The organism is Actinokineospora sp. NPDC004072 (assembly GCF_053604195.1).
Genome location: NZ_JBSGHB010000024.1, coordinates 38,483 through 52,808, shown reverse-complemented (window position 1 = coordinate 52,808; position 14,326 = coordinate 38,483). Strand labels below are relative to the sequence as shown.

The 14,326-nt window shown below is 75.0% G+C and carries 14 protein-coding genes; 4 read left to right on the top strand and 10 right to left on the bottom strand.

Annotation, left to right across the window (positions count from 1 at the left end):
• Window positions 1-8: 8 nt before the first annotated feature.
• On the bottom strand, window positions 9-449 hold the full coding sequence (locus ACWEPX_RS29010; protein WP_451900434.1) for a DUF2127 domain-containing protein: 441 nt from the start codon (window positions 447-449) through the stop codon (window positions 9-11).
• A 9-nt stretch (window positions 450-458) separates the two neighbouring features.
• The gene (locus ACWEPX_RS29005; RefSeq protein WP_451900433.1) at window positions 459-947 is read right to left on the bottom strand and encodes a GNAT family N-acetyltransferase; all 489 of its coding nucleotides are present in this window, start codon (window positions 945-947) and stop codon (window positions 459-461) included.
• 100 nt (window positions 948-1,047) lie between these two features.
• On the opposite strand from ACWEPX_RS29005, the gene ACWEPX_RS29000 reads away from it, so the two are divergent.
• From ACWEPX_RS29000 to ACWEPX_RS28985, 4 genes are all read left to right on the top strand, one after another.
• The gene (locus ACWEPX_RS29000) at window positions 1,048-1,938 is read left to right on the top strand and encodes a hypothetical protein (RefSeq protein ID WP_451900432.1); all 891 of its coding nucleotides are present in this window, start codon (window positions 1,048-1,050) and stop codon (window positions 1,936-1,938) included.
• 527 nt (window positions 1,939-2,465) lie between these two features.
• Entirely contained in the window at window positions 2,466-2,813 is a 348-nt protein-coding gene (locus tag ACWEPX_RS28995; protein WP_451900431.1) for a response regulator transcription factor, read from the top strand.
• A 108-nt stretch (window positions 2,814-2,921) separates the two neighbouring features.
• The gene (locus tag ACWEPX_RS28990) at window positions 2,922-3,059 is read left to right on the top strand and encodes a hypothetical protein (protein ID WP_451900430.1); all 138 of its coding nucleotides are present in this window, start codon (window positions 2,922-2,924) and stop codon (window positions 3,057-3,059) included.
• 141 nt (window positions 3,060-3,200) lie between these two features.
• Window positions 3,201-4,955 carry a BTAD domain-containing putative transcriptional regulator gene (locus ACWEPX_RS28985; protein ID WP_451900429.1) on the top strand — a complete coding sequence of 585 codons (1,755 nt, stop codon included), beginning with the start codon at window positions 3,201-3,203 and terminating at the stop codon, window positions 4,953-4,955.
• Here ACWEPX_RS28985 and ACWEPX_RS28980 read toward each other — a convergent pair.
• From ACWEPX_RS28980 to ACWEPX_RS28945, 8 genes are read right to left on the bottom strand one after another with little or no spacing between them, the layout of a single operon-like run.
• Window positions 4,952-5,605 (bottom strand): GAF domain-containing protein, encoded by a 654-nt coding sequence (locus ACWEPX_RS28980; protein ID WP_451900428.1) that lies wholly within the window; start codon window positions 5,603-5,605, stop codon window positions 4,952-4,954. The genes ACWEPX_RS28985 and ACWEPX_RS28980 overlap by 4 nt on opposite strands.
• Window positions 5,544-6,416: a S8 family peptidase gene (locus tag ACWEPX_RS28975; RefSeq protein ID WP_451900427.1), complete on the bottom strand. Its 873-nt coding sequence runs from the start codon at window positions 6,414-6,416 to the stop codon at window positions 5,544-5,546. The genes ACWEPX_RS28980 and ACWEPX_RS28975 overlap by 62 nt, the downstream gene beginning before the upstream one ends.
• Window positions 6,413-9,403, bottom strand: coding sequence for an adenylate/guanylate cyclase domain-containing protein (locus ACWEPX_RS28970; RefSeq protein WP_451900426.1), 2,991 nt, complete (start codon window positions 9,401-9,403; stop codon window positions 6,413-6,415). Before ACWEPX_RS28970 ends, ACWEPX_RS28975 begins: the two co-directional genes overlap by 4 nt.
• Window positions 9,400-10,704, bottom strand: coding sequence for an MFS transporter (locus ACWEPX_RS28965; protein ID WP_451900425.1), 1,305 nt, complete (start codon window positions 10,702-10,704; stop codon window positions 9,400-9,402). Before ACWEPX_RS28965 ends, ACWEPX_RS28970 begins: the two co-directional genes overlap by 4 nt.
• A 4-nt stretch (window positions 10,705-10,708) precedes the next feature.
• Entirely contained in the window at window positions 10,709-11,662 is a 954-nt protein-coding gene (locus ACWEPX_RS28960) for a DUF6895 family protein (RefSeq protein ID WP_451900424.1), read from the bottom strand.
• Between the two features lie 17 nt (window positions 11,663-11,679).
• Window positions 11,680-12,831 (bottom strand): glycosyltransferase, encoded by a 1,152-nt coding sequence (locus ACWEPX_RS28955; protein WP_451900423.1) that lies wholly within the window; start codon window positions 12,829-12,831, stop codon window positions 11,680-11,682.
• Window positions 12,828-14,009: a radical SAM protein gene (locus tag ACWEPX_RS28950; protein ID WP_451900422.1), complete on the bottom strand. Its 1,182-nt coding sequence runs from the start codon at window positions 14,007-14,009 to the stop codon at window positions 12,828-12,830. The genes ACWEPX_RS28955 and ACWEPX_RS28950 overlap by 4 nt, the downstream gene beginning before the upstream one ends.
• Window positions 14,010-14,069: 60 nt before the next feature.
• Window positions 14,070-14,192 carry a hypothetical protein gene (locus ACWEPX_RS28945; RefSeq protein ID WP_451900421.1) on the bottom strand — a complete coding sequence of 41 codons (123 nt, stop codon included), beginning with the start codon at window positions 14,190-14,192 and terminating at the stop codon, window positions 14,070-14,072.
• Window positions 14,193-14,326: the final 134 nt, after the last annotated feature.

Here is a 14,326-nt window from a genome sequence, read left to right as displayed (position 1 = left end):
GGCAGGCGCTACCCCTGACGAAAGTCGGGTCGGCGCAGCAGCTCGCGCGTGACCGCGACCACCACGAAGGTGTCGACGGCGGCCAGCACGGCCAGCGCGACCGACCCCGTGCGCACCGCCCTGGCCGCCTCGAACACGACGAACGCCGCCAGCACCACGCACGCGACCGGGAACGCCGCGAGCTTGCCGCGCAGCAGGGCCGCGGCCAGGGCGAGCTTGACCGCGCCGTGCGCGAGGAGGAAGCCGACGGCGAAGGCCCGCCCGTCCGCGTAGTGCTGGGAGAGCTGGTGGGCGATGCCGCCGTCGACGTCGCCGATGAGGTCGCGGGTCAGCACGGCGTTGGCCAGGCCGGAGATCGCCGCGGGCGGCACGGCGGCCAGCAGCAGCGCGACGAGCACCTGCCCGGCGCCGTCGGCCCCCTTGAGCAGCACCGCCAGCCGGAAGACCATCGCCGCCCCTCACGGTCGCAGTTCGAGCACCTGCCCCGGCCACTCCCCGACGGTGAAGGTCTGGGTCGGGGTGAAGCCCTGGCCGACGTAGTAGGCGACCAAGCGGCCATTGTTGCCCGCCCAGCAGTCGACGCGCAGCAGTTTGCCGGATGCGCGCCCCTTGGCGAAGTCCAGCAGCCCGCTGCCGACCCCGCGCCCGGCGAACCGCCGGGAGGAGACCAGCAGCTGCACGTACAGCTCCGGCTCGTCGACCGGCGGGATCCACTCCTGCAGCTCGGTGCCCAGCACGATCGCGCCCGCAGGCTGCCCGTCCAGCTCGGCGATCCACAGCCCGTCCGCGGCCATCCGGTTGATCCGGTCGACCATCTTGGGCCGCTCCGACCACGGCTGCGTCCCCCACTGCCCGGTCTGCCCGCGCTCGACCATCCACGCGACGGCCTCGTCGAGGAACCCCAGCACCACCGGCGCGTCGGCCGGTCCACCTGCCCTGATCCGCATGCGTGGATTCAACGGTGCGATGCTTCGCAATGCAAACCACTTCGCGCCGCGGCAGGGGGTGGTGTGGTCGCGGCGGGCGCGGTGCGGTAGCCATGATCACGTGGATGGGCTGGACGCGGTGGGCACCGCGGCGGAGTACGTGGCGGCGATGCGGCGGCTCAAGGACGGCTCCGGCCGCACCTTGCGCGCCCTGGAGGCCGCGGCCGCCGCCCGCGGCGACGTCCTGCCGCGCAGCACCCTGGCCGACATGCTGCGCCGCACGACCCTCCCGCGCCCGGAGCTGGTGACCGCCTTCGTCCGCGCGTGCGGGGCCGAGGACCAGCTGGAGGAGTGGACGCGCGCGTACGAGCGGGTCGCCTCCGGCGAGCGGCCCGCACCCGGCGCGCCCGAGCCGCCACCGCGCCACGACGCGGGCAAGCGCGCGCTGATCGCCGCGGCCGCCCTGTCGGTGGTCGTCGTCATCGGCCTCCTGCTGTGGCCGACAGGGGAGACCGAACCGCCCGCCCCCGGGCTGGAGCCGCTGCCCGCCGCGGGCGCCTGGGCCCGCATCCGCCCGGCTGGCGCTCCGCAGCTCTGCGTGACCGAAGGCCGCACCCGCGACGGCCGCTACCCCTCCGCCGTCGCCGTCCAGCGCCCGTGCGACGAGCCCGGCGGCCCCCGCACCTACCTGCTGCCCATGCCCGGCGACGCGGTCGCCATCCAGTGGGAGCACCCGACCACCAAGGTCCTGGGCTGCCTCACAGTCCTGGACGACGGCCCCGCGACCAACCTCCTGGAACCGCAGGAGGACTGCGCCGCCACCCGCGAAGACCAGATGTTCCGCCTGACCCCCACCCCGTCGGGCGCCCAGATCCAGCACGCCGCCTCCGCCCGCTGCCTGGCCCCGGCCGACCCGGCCCCCACCGCCGAGATCACCCTCGCCCCCTGCCCCGCCGCCCCCGCCTTCCTGATCGATCTCCTCCCCCCTTCCCCGTCCGGCGCAGAGCTCTGACCAGCCCGGACAACACCCGGACAATCCGGGACAGCCCGATCCATTGCCCCACGAACGAAGCCAGCACCACACTCGGTCCCGACGCCAGCCGAGGAAGCGCCAGGTGCCACCCGGCACCACGACCGCATTTCCCCCTTGCTCCCTCGTCCTGGCGGCAGTTGACCCCGGGAGGGCGGTGTCGGGGGCCGGCGCAGCCGGTCGCGCAGCGACGCCGAAGGCGCCCTTGCTCCGCCCTCCCGAGGTTTGACCATCGAGCCAGCGGGAGCATCTCCTTTGCACTCGACCCCCGGCGCGATCCCCCGGCGCCACCCCCGAGCCCGGTCCACGCTTTCGGCGCATGCGCGCCGCCTTCCAGGGGGTGTGGAGACGCCAGTCCTCCACAGAATGGGGAACCGACCCCGGTCCGCCTCCCCGCGGGCCGGGGTCGACTCCCCGACCAGCCGCGGCAAGTGCCGGTCCCGGCCCGATTTACCGGATTCGCACCACTGGCAAACCGCGGCGAAACCGGCCGCCCGCAACATTTTCACATGGTCGTTCATCCTGGTGCACCAACGGTTCCGGCTACCGACCGTAGCCAAGGGCCGGGTCGATCCTGCCGCGGTTGTCGGGGCACGCGCGCGGGCGGGCGGCTGCCCAGCCCGATCGCCGCGGCGCTGTCGCTGGCGCCGTCGCTGACCGCCCGGGAGATGGCCGCCTTCGAGCTGCTCGGCCTCGGCTGCGACAACCGCTCGATCGCGCGCAGGCTCGCCATCAGCGAGCGGACGGCGAAGCGGCACGTCACCGCGATCCTGGAGAAGCTGGGCCTGGAGTCGCGGCTGCAGGCGGGCTTGGCCGCGATGGCGATGAGCCTGGGCGCCCACGAGGAGCGCCCCTGACGGTCGCCGTCGGCCCGCAGGCAGGTGCGAACCGGCCGGGCGGCGGCCATACCGGCGGCAAACCGCCCGCGCCTACCCTGGCCGCACAACGCCATCGGGGAGGTCACCATGCCTGCTGAGGAACCGCGTCCCGACGAGTCGGCCGTGCCGGAGCCCGACGCCCCGGACGTCCACGACGAGGAGGACGAGACCGAGGTGATCGCCCACGCCGAGCCGACCCCGTGGTGCGTCGGCTGCTTCGGTTGAGCTGAAGGGGGCACCGGCCGCGCGCCCGAATGGCGCGGAACCGGCAGTTGTCCCGGTGCAATGATCCCGTTCCGGCCGCTACCCGCCGGTTGTCGCCGAAGATTGCTCAGTTATGGCGGCGCAGGGGATGGAGGTCGGTCGGTGGGTGCTGGGTCGGGCCTGTCCTTCGGCGTGCTGGGGCCGCTGGAGGTGCGCGGCGCCGCCGGTCCGGTCGACCCGGGCCCGCACAAGCAGCGCGTGCTGCTGGCGGTCCTGCTCCTGCGCGCCAACCTCGTCGTCCCGGTCGACCAGCTGGAGCAGGCGGTGTGGCCGGAGGGCCCGCCGCGCACCGCCCGCAAGAACCTCCAGGTGTACGTCTCGGCGCTGCGCAAGGTGATCGGCGACCGCATCCACCACGCCAGCTACGGCTACGTCCTCGACGCGGCCCCCGACGACGTGGACGCGCTGCGGTTCGACGACCTGGCCAACACCGGCTACACCGCCTTCCACTCCGGCGACCTGCCCGAGACCCGCAGGCTGCTCGGCGAGGCGGTGGCGCTCTGGCGCGACGACGTGCTCGCCGACCTGGCGGCCAACCCGGTCATCGCGGCCGAGGCCGACCAGCTCGTGCAGCGCTACCTGGCCGTCTACGAGGACTGGGTCGACCTGGAGATCGACGCGGGCCGCCACCTCGCGGTGCTCGGCCCGCTGGCCCGGCTGGCCCGCAGGCACCCGTTCCGGGAGCGGCTGACCGCGGCCACGATCACCGCGCTCTACCGGGCCGGGCGGCGGCGGGAGGCGCTGGCGACCTTCGAGGTGCACCGCCAGCTCATCGCCAGGGAGCTGGGCATCGCCCCGAGCCTGGTCTTGCAGCAGCTCTACCAGACCATGCTGGCCGACGCCTCCAACCGGTCCCGCCCGCTGGCCGCCCCGCACCGGGTCCGGCCCGCCCAGCTCCCGCGCGACGTCCCCGACCTGGTCGGCCGGGCCGAGCAGGTCGACGCCCTGGTGGGCGCGCTGACCGGCCCCGAGGGCACCGACGTCGCGGTCATCACCGGCGCGGTCGGCACCGGCAAGACCGCGCTGGCCGTGCGGGCCGGGCACCGGGTGGCCGACGCCTTCGACGACGGCCAGGTCTTCGTCTCGCTGCGGCTGCCCGACGGGCGGGCGAAGCCGACGCACACCGTGGTCACCGAGCTGATGCGGGCGACCGGGCTCGACCTGCCGATCCCGCGCGACGACGGCGAGGCGCTGGCGGTGTGGCGGTCGTGGGTCGCCAACCGGGCCTTCCTGGTGATCCTGGACAACGCGGTGAGCGAGTCGCAGGTGGCGGGGCTGCTGCCGGGCAAGGGCCGCAACCGGACCGTGGTGACCAGCGCGCACCGGCTCAGCGGGCTGGAATCGGTGCACCGCACCGAGGTCGGGGAGATGTCGGAGGAGGAGGCGGGCGAGCTGGTGGGCCGCGCGGTCGGCCCCGCCCGCGTCCTGGGCCCGGCCCTGCGCCGCATCCTGCGCCGCTGCGGCGGCACCCCGCTGGCGGTCCGGGCGGTCGCGGCGAAGCTCGACGCCCTGCGGCACCTGTCGATGGCCGACGTCGCCGACCGGCTGGAGGCGGCGACGTGCGTGCTGACGGAGCTGGCGGGGTCGGCGGTGCGCGACCGGGTGGCCCGGGTCTACGGCGACCTCGCGCCGCCGCAGCGCCGGGCGGTGCGCGCCCTGGGCGCGCTGGCCGACGGGCCGGTCGACGCCACCGCGCTCGCCGCCGCCTTCGCCGCCCTCCCCGAACCCGCCGACAGCATCATCGACCGGCTGGTGGAGGCGAACATCGTGGGCGTGCCCGACTTCGAGGTGGTCGGGCACGCGGTGCACTACGAGGTCCCCGCGCTGGTCCGCCACTTCGCCGCCGAGCTGGGCTAGCGCACCAGCCCGGCCAGCATCCCGTGCAGCGACTCGATCAGCTGCACGCCCCGGCCGCGCTGCTCGTCGTCCATCTCCCCGAGCAGGGCGGCGATCTTGGCCAGGGTGTCGTACTCCGCGCCGCCGCGGCGCAGGCCCGCCCGCGCGGCCCGGTTGCGGATGAGGATGTGCAGCGACAGCGCGGCCTGGTTGGCGAACATCGCCAGCAGGTCGAGGTCGGCGACGCTGTAGCGCGACTGCGGGTGCGGGTCGAGCACCTGGAGCACGCCGATGGGCGTCATCTGGTGCACGATCGGCGCGGCCATGATCGAGTCGGGGACGTAGCCGGTGCTCTCGGCCAGGTCCCTGGCGAAGACCTGGCTGCTGGTCAGCTCGGTGGCCGACATGGCCTGGCCGGTGGTGATCACCCAGCCCGCGATGCCCCGGTCGGCGGGGAACCGGGTGCCGACCAGGAAGCCTTCGCCCTCCCCGGAGACCGCCTCGAAGACCAGCTCGTCGGCCTCGGCGTCGAAGAGGAAGACCGAGCTGGCGGCCGCGCCGAAGATCGTCCGCGCCACCCGCACGATCGAGGTCAGCAGCTCGCCGTCCTCAGTGGCGGCCTCGGCCAAGGCGTTCGAGACCGTCTCCGTCGGACCCGTGGTGTGACTCATCGGTTCGCCCTCCTCGCACGTTGGCTGCCGTCAGGTAGAGGATCGTCTTGAGCTGGAACACCGTCAGCCGCGGGTGCTTGCCCAGGATCAGCGCGCAGCGGCCCGCGACGTGCGGGGTGGCGAAGCTGTTGCCGGAGTTGCGGCTGACGCTGCCGCGCAGCCCCGCCACCGGCACGGCCTGGCCGCGGGCGAAGAACTCCACCGGTGGGTTCGGGTTGTAGAGGATGCGGTCGGCCGCGCTGTCGGTGTGGCTGCCCACCGAGACCACCGAGGCGAACCGCCACGGGAAGCTCTCGATCTGGGAGTTGTGCGCTGACGCCACGATCACCGAGCCGCCGAAGTACGCCTCGTCCACCAGCTCCCGCAACGCCTGGTTGAACTCCGGGCGGGCGGTGGACAAGCTCATGTTGATGACGCGGAAGCCTTGCCGGATGGCCCATTCCAGCCCGGCGAGCAGCGCCCGGCCGGTGCCGCCGCCGCGGTCGCCGAGCACGCGCACGCTGTGGATGTCGCAGCCGGGGGCCATCTGCCGCACGATCCCCGCGCACGCCGTGCCGTGCCCGAAGTTGTCGCCCGGCTCGACTTCCTCGACGTGGCAGGCGCCGTTGCGGGTGATGACGGCGTGCGAGCTGGCCACCGGGCCGACGAGCGGGTGGCCGGGCTCGATGCCGCCGTCCACGATGCACACGTCGACGCCCTCGCCGGTCGACCCGCCCCAGGCCCAGTCCGGGGTGATCGGGCTCGGCTCCCCGAGGTCGACCTGGATGGCGGTCTCGTCGGGGTCGAGCAGCCGCCAGGTGAGTCCGGTCATCGGTCGCGCCCCCCGAGGTCGACGAGCAGCCTGCGGGCCGCGGCGGCCCCCACCGCGTGCCCCTTGGCCAGGAACCGGTTCGCCGCCGCCCGGGCCGCCAGCCGGGCCGGGACGGGGCTGCCGGTGCGCGCGTGCACGGCCGCCAGGTCCATGAGGGCGCGGCCGTGGTCGGCGGGGGAGTCGGTGCGCCGGGCCACCGCGACCGCCCGGCGCGCCAGCTCGACGGCCCGGCCGGGGTCGGCCTCGACCCGCGCGGCGACGCCGAGCAGGGCGGCCAGGTCGCTGGGCTCCTCGGCGGCCAGGCCGCCGATCAGCTCGGCCGCGGCGCCCGGGTCTTCCACCCTGGCCAGCTCCAGCCGGGTCTGGCGGATCAGCGACTCCGCGCGCACCGCGCCCAGCGCCTCCCGGAACAGCACCCGCGCCTGCGCCCGGTCGTCGCGGTGGGCGGCCACGAGCGCGCCCAGCAGCGGGCGGAAGTAGCGCGATTCCGCGTACGACATGGCCGACATCGCCTCCTGCGCCTCCGCCAGCGCCCGGTCGGCCTCGTCGTCGCGGGCCTGGACCGCGTAGAGCATGGTCAGCGCGAACCCCAGCGTGGCCTGCACCGCGCCGCGGTCGCGGTGGGCGGTCAGCAGCGCGCGGCACTGCTCGGTGGCCCGGTCGGCGCGCAGCGGCCCGTGCCACAGCGACAGCCCGATCGCGCCCAGGGCGTTGGCCACCTCCCGGTCGGCGGTGGCGGCCAGGGCGTGCCGCAGCGCGGGCCGCAGGGCGCCCAGCGCCTTCTCCTGCCTGCCGCGGCGCTGGTCGCAGCGGGCCAGGACGTAGCGGACCCGGGACAGCCCCAGGTCGTCGCCGTGCGCGGTGAACACGGCGAACTCCGCGGCCGCGACCCGCTCCACCTCGGCCATGTCCTGGCGCAGCATGGCCAGGTGCAGCCGGGCGTGCGCGGCGGTGACCGGGCGCTCGGCCTCGGCGGCGGCGCTGGTGAACGCGGCCTGCGCCTGCTCCGGCCTGCCCAGGGTCAGGTGCACCTCGCCCAGCCGCTGCAGGCACTCCGGCCTGCCCGGGTCGCCGGGGGCGGTGAGCTCGGCGGCCTGCTCCAGCAGGGTCAGCGCCCACGGCAGGTCGACCCGGCGCAGCGCGTCGGCCCCGGCGGCGTCGAGGTGCCGGAACGCCCGCCGCCGCAGCGCGGTCGCGGGCACGCCGACGGCGCTCTGGTACCGGTGGGCGTGGGCCAGGTGGGCGCCGATGAGCGCGTCGGCCGCGCCGCGCGTGGCGAGGTGGTCGGCGTAGCGCTCGTGCAGCTCGCCGCGGCGCCGCTTGGTCAGCCCGCGGTAGGCGACCTGCCGGGTGATGCCGTTGGCGATGCGGTAGCGCGGGCCGACCTGCTCGACCAGCCTGCGCCGGACCAGGGCGCGCAGGGCCGCGCTGTGGTCGCGGGCCTCGGCCAGCGCGGCCAGGTCCTCGGCGTCGAAGCCGTCGCCGTTGACCACCGCGCCGTGGCGCAGGGTCTCGCGCTCGACGTCGCCGAGGCGGTCGATGCGGGCGGCGACCAGCGCCTGCAGGCTCAGCGGCAGGGCGTCGGCGGGGGCGTTGTCGTGCTCGACGGCGGCCACGAGCTGCTCCAGGTACAGCGGGTTGCCGCCCGCCTGCTCCACGATCCACTCGGTGGTGGCGGTGTCGTGCGTGCTGACGTCGGCGAAGTGCGCGGCCAGCCGGGCGGAGTCCGCCGCGGACAGCTTGCCGACCACCGCCGTCTCCGCGCTCGGGCAGCCGATCCCCCAGTCCGGGACCGCCTCGACCAGCTCCGGCCGGGCCACGCACACCAGCAGCAGCGGCAGCCCGCTGAGCCCGTTGACCAGCCGCTCCACCACGGTGATCAGCGACGGCTGGATCCACTGGCAGTCGTCCACGACCAGCAGCACCGGTCGCGACCGCGCGACGGCGGCGAGCAGGCGGGCCACGGCGGCGGCGGTGGCGTCCAGCGACGGCGCCGGGGTGCCGTCGTGCAGCAGGCCGCGGCGCAGCAGCGCCAGCGGGGCGGCCGCGGCCGGGTCGTGCTCCACTTCGGACACCAGCGGGGCCAGGCACTCGGCCAGCGCGGTGAGCGTGCCGCCGTCGCCGACCGGCCTGCACCGGCCGATCACCACCGGCCCGCCCGCCCGGCGCAGCCACTCGGCGACCAGCCGCGTCTTGCCGATCCCCGGCTCGCCCACCAGCGTCAGCAGGTGCGCGGCGCCGCCGTCGACCACCCGCCGCCAGGCGATGTCCAGCGCCGCGATGTCGGTCTCGCGGCCGATGAACGGCACGTCGAAGCGCCGGGTGCGCTCGGGGTCGGCGGGCGGCACGTCGACCAGCCGGTAGGCCTCCACCGGCTCCGCGACGCCCTTGAGCGGCAGCCACTGCGGCTCGGCGACGGTCACCGCCCCGGCCGCCGACCGCGCGGCCGCGCTCACCAGCACCTCGCCAGCCGGGGCCGCCTGCTCCAGCCGGGCGGCGATGTTGACCACCTCGCCGGAGACGAACGCCTGCCGCTCCGCGGCGTCCGGCAGCGCCACGACCTCCCCGGTGTGCACGCCGATGCGCACCCGCAGCCGCACACCGTGGTCGCGCCGCAGCTCGGCGTCGAACCCCGCCGCAGCGGTGGTCATGCCCAGCGCGGCGACCAGGGCGCGGCGGGCGTCGTCCTCGCGGGTCTCGGTGAGCCCGAAGACGGCCATCACCGCGTCGCCGATGAACTTCTCCACGATCCCGCCGTGCGCGGCGATCACCGCCGACATCAGCTCGTAGTAGCGCAGCAGGACCGCCCGCAGCAGCTCCGGGTCCAGCACCCCGGACATCGCCGTCGACCCGGCGAGGTCGCAGAAGACCACGGTGACGACCTTGCGCTCCTCGGCCCCCTTGGGGCGGGCCGCGACGGCGGCCCCGCACTGGGAGCAGAAGCGGGCGTCCAGCGGCAGTGCCGCGGCGCAGGAGGCGCAGCTCATCGCGGCTCCACGGGTTCGGGGGCCCGCTCGGGCTGCGGCAGCCGCGCCCGCGCGTAGAGCCCGGCGAGCACCAGCAGCACCGCCGATGCGGCGAACACGGTGTCGATCTGGCCGAAGCGCACGCCCGCCAGGGACGCGCCGAAGTCGGCGGGCACCACGCTGGCGAACCAGCCAGCCGCGGTCGCCGCCACCACCGAGGCCAGCCGGGTGACCGGGTAGAACACCGCGAAGACCCGGCCGGTGAACTCCTGCGGGGCCGCGGTCAGCAGCAGCGGCGACATCGCGGTGTTGAGGATCGTGATCGGCAGGATCGTGGCGAACAGCGCCACCACGCCGAAGGCGAACTCGGTCTGCCTGGAGTAGACGAACAGCAGCACCCCGCCGAGGATCAGACCGACCCACGTCGTGGTCCGCGCTCCGACCCACTGCACCACCCGGCCCGCGCACAGCGCCCCGACGATCCCGCCGATGCCCAGCGTCGCGCCGAGGAAGCCGTACAGCTCGGCGGGCGAGGCGAGGTTCCCGGTGAGGAAGAACAGGTTCAGCGTGTTCACCGCGCCCACGCCCAGCTGCCCGATCACCGCGATGGCCAGCAGCGCGACCAGGAACGGGCTGCCCGCGAACACCTTGAGCCCGGCGACGAACTCCGCCCGCAGCCCCGGCCGCGCCGCCCGCGCGGCCCGCCGCACCACGACCTCGTGGCGCACCGAGCGGATTGCGATGTAGGAGACCGCGTAGGACGCCGCGTTGAGCACCAGCGCCCACTGGATCCCGATGCCGAACATCAGCGGCGCGGCCAGCGGCGGCCCGGCGATGGTCACCGTCGCCGAGGTGGCCTGGGCGATCCCGGCGGCCCGCGCCCGGTCCGCCTCGCCCGGCACGGTCTCGCGGATGGTGGCGAAGCGGGCGGGCGCGAAGAACTGCCCGGTCGCGGTCAGCCCGAACACCACGACGTAGAGCAGCGCCAGCCACGCCCAGATCGGCAGCGCGTCCCTGGGCAGCAGGGAGACCACCGTCAGCAGCGCCACCAGCCCGCCGCGCACCACCTCGGTGGTGAGCATGGTGCGCAGCGGGTCCCAGCGGTCCACGAACACCCCGGCCAGCGGCCCGAACACCAGCACCGCCGCGCCCACCGCGAGCTGGATGCCGCCCACGGCCGCGGGCGCCCACGGCCGGTCGGCGGCCAGGTCGGTGGCCACCCAGAGGACCAGGGTCGTGCTGAACACGAAGTCGCCCAGGGTCGAGGTGGCCTGCCCGAACCACAGCCGCGCGTAGGTGCGGTTGATCAGCAGCCGGGGCACGGGGTCATCCGCAGGCGGTCGACGGCGGGATCATCGCGGCGAGGGCCGTGACGAGGGTCGTGTGGTACGCCTTGCGGAACAGCTCGACCGGGGTGGCCGTCTCCGGCGGGCGCTGGGCGGCGAAGCGCGCGGGGATGGACCCGTCCGGCTTCTGCACGTTCAGCAGCGCGTCGACGGCCCGCTGCCCCGACGGCGTGCGCCGCGGATCCAGGCCGAGGCAGGACTGGGTGAGGATGAACTCGGCGATGAGGTCCCAGTACTCGATCTCGATGAAGTGGTCGGTCAGCTGCTCGGTGACCTCGCGGATGCGCATGAGCTCCTGCGGGGCGACGTTCATGCCGCGCACGCCGAAGTCGGTGATGTGGAAGACGGTGTGGGTGATCCGGTAGGCCGTCTCCACGTCCATCGGCAGGACCTCGGTCAGGTTGGCCAGGATGCTCTCGGCGTAGAGGTCGCCGTAGGGGGCGACGTCGTGGCTGAGCCCGGCCAGCTCGGCGTAGTAGCGCAGCTCCAGCCGCCCCGACGGCGACTTCTTGGCGATGTCGACGTGCCCGGACGGCATCAGCCGGGCCAGCGTCGCCGGGTGCGTCGACCCGGCCAGCCCCGGCGGGGCCAGCGCGCTGTAGATCAGGGCGAACCCGCGGGTGTAGCCCGGGTGCTCGGCGAACTGCTCGGGGAAGTGCGGGTCGCGCCAGATCTCGGCCACCGCGTCGCTGACGACCGCCAGCTCGGGGTCGTCCGGGCGGGCGCGCGTCCACAGCCGGTTGAGCAGGCCGATCTCCATGCACGCCTTGGCCCGCGGCGTCACCGGCAGGTCGGCGGCCCCGGGGCGCAGGTAGACGACCTTCTCGGCCATCCAGCGCCGGGTGCCCGCGGAGAGCCGCTGCATGCCGAGGGTGGCCGCCGCGGCGCCGTCCGGGCTCATGACGGCGGTGGGCTGCGGGGATGCGTCGTCCATCGTCGGCTCCTTCGTCATCAGTTCAGTGCCGGTTGCAGCGCGACCGACCGCTCGACGGCGTCGGCGGCCCGGGCGGGCCCGCCTGCTGCGGCCAGGACCGCGCCGAGCCGCGCCGCCCGGGCGCGCATCAGGTCGTCCGCCCAGGCCGCACGCAGGCCGGTCTGGGGGTCGTCGTCGGCCAGCAGCAGGGCGCCGACGCCCGCGCGGACGCAGGCGGCGCTGAGCACCGGCTGCTCGGAGCCGTTGGGGGACAGCCCCAGCGGCTTGCCGCGCAGCAGGGCGGCCAGCACGGGCGCGGAGGTGCCGCTGGTGAGCACGAGCCCGGCCCGGTCGAGGAACGGGCGCATCCACGGCTTGCGCACGAGCAGGATGTCCGCACCGGGCGACGGCTCGGGGTTGGCCGTGCGGCCCTGCTCGACCACGGCTTGGAAGGGGCCGCCAGTGAACGCGGCGTTGAGCCTGGGCCACTGCGTTCGCCCGCCGAAGAAGCGGCCGAGGTGCACGTAGACCAGCGGCTTGCCCACGGCGTCCACATGGGACAGCTCCGCTCCCGCATCGCCCCTCGGCTCCCAGTCGAGCGGGCCGACGTGCTGCACGGCAGGGGGCAGGGCGGTGCCCGGGTACTCCAGCGACGGGTGGCCGCGCAGCAGCAGGGCGGTGCCGTGCAGCGGGTCCGCCGACAGCGGCCGCCTGCGGGCGGGCAGCCCGACGTGGGTGCGCAGGTCGTCGTAGATGCGCAGCGTGTCGCGGGTCCGCACGGCCCGGCTGGTCGCGGGCTGGGGCTCGTCGTCCCCGCCCGCGCGGTAGTTCCACAGGTAGGTGGTCAGGCCCAGCACGATGACCGGCAGGTCCAGGATCTCGGCGGCCAGCAGCGTCCCGTGGCAGAGCACGGAGGTGACCAGCACGTCCGGCCGCAGCTCGCGCGCGGCGTCGAGGGTGGCGGCCAGCTGCGCGGGACCGCCGTCGCGCCAGCGCCCGACGGAGAACCCGCCCGCGCCGCCGCGCTCCTCGGCGGCCAGGAACGGCAGCCCGGCGTGCGCGGCGACCGGTGCGGCGGCGGCCCGGCCGAGCACGTGGACGCGGTGGTCGCGGCCCGCCAGCTCGCGGCCCACCGCGATGGCCGGGTACAGGTAGCCCGCGTCGCTCAGCGGGCAGAGCAGGACGTTCACAGCCTGCCGGTCGCGTCGAGGTAGTCCAGCAGCGCCGAGTCCACCCCGTCGCGGAAGGCGGCCAGCACGTCGGCGCCGTCGGCCTGCCGGTAGGAGTCCCCGCAGCCGATCCAGCGGCCCTCGGTCTGCTCGGCGGGCAGGTAGCCGCTCTCGACCGTGCCGACCTCCCAGCCCGGCTTCCCGGCCGTCTCCCAGCAGCTGGCCAGCACGCCGTCGGCGTTGACCACGCCCCCGCGGCTGCCGTCGCCGGGCCCGCACGTCGCGCAGACCGCCTGCGGGCCGGGTCGGTTGACGGTGAACCCCCGGTCGAGCGCGGCCCGCTGCCACCGGGTGAACCGGGCGATCAGCTCGTCGGTGTGGGTCAGCTCGTTGCTGTAGCCGATGCCGATGTCGCCGACCTGGGCGAAGTAGATGGTGCACCGGCCGGGGTTCACGGCCGCGGCCAGCCGGTCGACCATCGCGTCGATGCCGTGGTGGTTGTGGTGGGAGACGTTGACCCGCAGCGTCCACCGGATGTCGGTGACCTCGCTGGCGCGCACGATGTTGCGCACGATCGTGTCGAAGGTGCCGCCGGTGGAGCGGCGGACCCGGATGCGGTCGTGCTCGTCGCGGTCGCCGTCGAAGGTGACCTGCACGTGCTTGAGCTTGAGGTCCGCCAGCTGCGCGGCGAGCTGGGGCGAGAGCAGGGTCAGGTTGGAGACCATGCGCGCCGAGGTCAGCCCGTGGTCGGCTGCCCTGGTCAGCAGCTCGATGCAGCCGCGGGGGTTGAGCAGCGGCTCACCGCCGAAGAGCAGGATGCGCAGGTCGTCCAGGCCGCCCGCGGCCATCTGCCGGTCGGTGAAGGCCAGGATCGAGGTGATGGTGTCCGAGGTCAGCCGGGAGTGCGCGATGCGCGGCGGCCTGCTGCCCCCGCGCAGGTCCTGGCTGGTGTTCTGGAAGCAGTACCCGCAGCCGAGGTTGCAGTCGGTGCTGGTCAGGACGGTCAGCGAGTAGGAGTTGTCCGGCCGGGCGGTGAGCAGGCCGCGCTCGTCCAGCCGCCGCAGCACCTCCGGGCGCGGCGCGCCGTCCTCGGCCAGGTGCCGCTCGCGCAGCCGCGCGATCCCGCCGGGGCCGAGGAACCACCAGTTCCGCTCGCCCTTGAGGATGCGCTCCCGGCTGATGATCTGGCCAACGCTCACCGCGACCTCCGTGGGGGTTGGGGTGGACGGCCCGGCCCCGCGGCCGGGCCGTCCCCGATGTCAGAGCGCCTGGCTGTTGTTGACGACGCACCAGTCCTCGACGTCCGCGCCGTGCGCGACGACCTCCACGTCGTCGGTGGTCTCGTCGATCTCGGGGGTCTCGGGGCTCTTGTCCTCGGACATGTCGTCTCCTCGTGGATGTCGCCTGCCGGCGGGATCGCCGTGGGTTTCTCCAGTCTTGCCAGGTCGCCGAACGGCGTTCCATGCGACCTTCGGGCCGTAGACGGCGCTGCCCCCGGCCCGTAGACTTGATCGTT